Genomic DNA, 2,291 nt, shown 5'->3' with positions numbered 1-2,291 from the left:
CGCTGCTGCTGGTGACGGACGGGGTGACCGAGGCGCGGAACGCGGCCGGGGAGTTCTACGACCCGGTGTCGTCGCCCAGCAGGTGCCGCTTGCGGCGGTCGATCAGTCCAGGTAGTCGCGCAGCACCTGGGAGCGCGACGGGTGGCGCAGCTTGGACATGGTCTTCGACTCGATCTGGCGGATGCGCTCACGGGTGACCCCGTACACCTTGCCGATCTCGTCGAGCGTCTTCGGCTGACCGTCCGTCAGGCCGAAGCGCATCGAGACCACGCCGGCCTCACGCTCGGAGAGGGTGTCCAGCACCGAGTGCAGCTGCTCCTGGAGCAGGGTGAAGGACACCGCGTCGGCCGGGACGACCGCCTCGGAGTCCTCGATCAGGTCACCGAACTCGCTGTCGCCGTCCTCACCCAGGGGGGTGTGCAGCGAGATCGGCTCGCGGCCGTACTTCTGGACCTCGATGACCTTCTCGGGGGTCATGTCGAGTTCCTTGGCCAGCTCCTCCGGGGTGGGCTCGCGGCCCAGGTCCTGGAGCATCTGGCGCTGGACGCGGGCCAGCTTGTTGATGACCTCGACCATGTGCACCGGGATGCGGATGGTACGGGCCTGGTCCGCCATGGCGCGGGTGATCGCCTGACGGATCCACCAGGTGGCGTAGGTCGAGAACTTGTAGCCCTTGGTGTAGTCGAACTTCTCGACCGCACGGATCAGACCGAGGTTGCCCTCCTGGATCAGGTCCAGGAAGAGCATGCCGCGGCCGGTGTATCGCTTGGCCAGCGAGACCACCAGACGGAGGTTGGCCTCCAGCAGGTGGTTCTTCGCCCGACGGCCGTCCTCGGCGATGATCTCCAGCTCGCGCTTGAGCTTCGGGGCGAGCTTGTCGGCGGCCGAGAGCTTGTCCTCGGCGAACAGACCGGCCTCGATGCGCTTGGCGAGCTCGACCTCCTGCTCGGCGTTGAGCAGCGGGACCTTGCCGATCTGCTTCAGGTAGTCCTTGACCGGGTCGGCGGTGGCGCCGGCGACGGCGACCTGCTGGGCCGGCGCGTCGTCCTCGTCGTCGTCGGAGAGGACGAAGCCCTCCGACTCCTCCTCCGGACCCTCGGCCTCGGCCTTGTCGCCCGGCAGCGCGACGTCCTCGAGCAGCTCCTCCTCGCCGAGCAGCTCCTCGTCGCCGCCCTTGGCGCCCTTGGCGGCGGTGGTCTTCTTCGCGGCGGTCTTCTTGGCCGGCGCCGCGGTCTTCTTGGCCGCGGCCTTCTTGGCCGGGGCGGCCTTCTTCGCCGGAGCCGCCTTCACCTCGGCGACCGCGACGGCCGCCTCCTCGACGGTGATCTCGGCGGAGACCGTGGGAGCGGGGGCCGCAGCGGCGGCCGCGACGGCCGGAGCCGCGACGGGCGCACCGGGGGCGATCCGCACGGGCGGCTTGGTCGGAGCCGACGGGGCGGCCGGGGTCCGGGTGGTGACAGCCTTGGTGGCGGTGCGCTTGGTGGGGCTCTTCGCGGCCACGCTCTTGCGCTTGGCGCCGGCCGGCTCGGCCGCGCTGACCATGAGGTCCACCCCCTCCTCAATCAGCACCTGGTTGAGGCTGCGCATGACGTTCTTCCACTTGGTGACCGGGATCTGGTCCGCCTCGAACGCCTGGCGCACGTCGTCACCGGCGATCTGCCCCTGGGCCTTGCCCCGCTCGATGAGCGCCAGCAGAGCCGCGGACTCGGCGATCTCGGGGGGAAGCGAACGGGATGTGCTGGCCGACACGAACAACCTCTCGGACGATGAGTGGACTCGAACCCGTACCGGCCGCCCGAGCGGGCGGGGAAGGAGATCGCGCTTCGGACGCGCGGTGTCGATTCCGACCGACTCGGGCTTGAGGACTGGGTTTGCAGGACGGCAGCAGCGCCGCAGACCAACACAGCATTCTGGCATGTTGGGGTATTCCGGAGCTGCTTCCGCTCAGGACACATCGCTGCTGCTCGTCAAGTGTTACGCATGCCCTTCGTGTCGCGGGTCACACCGCTCGGTGCCCGCGGCCTCGGGGCCGACTCCATCATCGCGCACTCGCTCCCGGCGTGATTGACATGGACGGGGCACTACGGGGGGGCGTGGCCGCGGGACGCGGGTGGGGGCGTCGCGAGGGGCCGGGGGTGCGGGGGCCGGCCCGGGCAGGCAGGGGCGGAGTGATGCCGGGCCCGGGGCGTCAGGGGGCGGGGCACACCCGTTGAGACAGCCCCCGACCGACCCGCCCACGGTTCGCCCTGCCCCTCGTGCGGCGCCGTGCTGACGGCCGACCCTCGGTTCAC

General features: G+C 70.5%; 1 protein-coding gene. It reads right to left on the bottom strand.

Annotated features, from left to right (window positions below; all coding sequences use genetic code 11):
• Positions 1 to 102: 102 nt before the first annotated feature.
• Entirely contained in the window at positions 103 to 1,755 is a 1,653-nt protein-coding gene (locus ABT247_RS33080) for an RNA polymerase sigma factor (protein ID WP_350750238.1), read from the bottom strand.
• Positions 1,756 to 2,291: the final 536 nt, after the last annotated feature.

Source organism: Kitasatospora sp. NPDC001539 (genome assembly GCF_040298565.1).
Lineage (GTDB): Bacteria > Actinomycetota > Actinomycetes > Streptomycetales > Streptomycetaceae > Kitasatospora.
The sequence above is the reverse complement of the archived record's forward strand: the minus strand, read 5'-3'. Positions and strand labels throughout refer to the sequence as shown.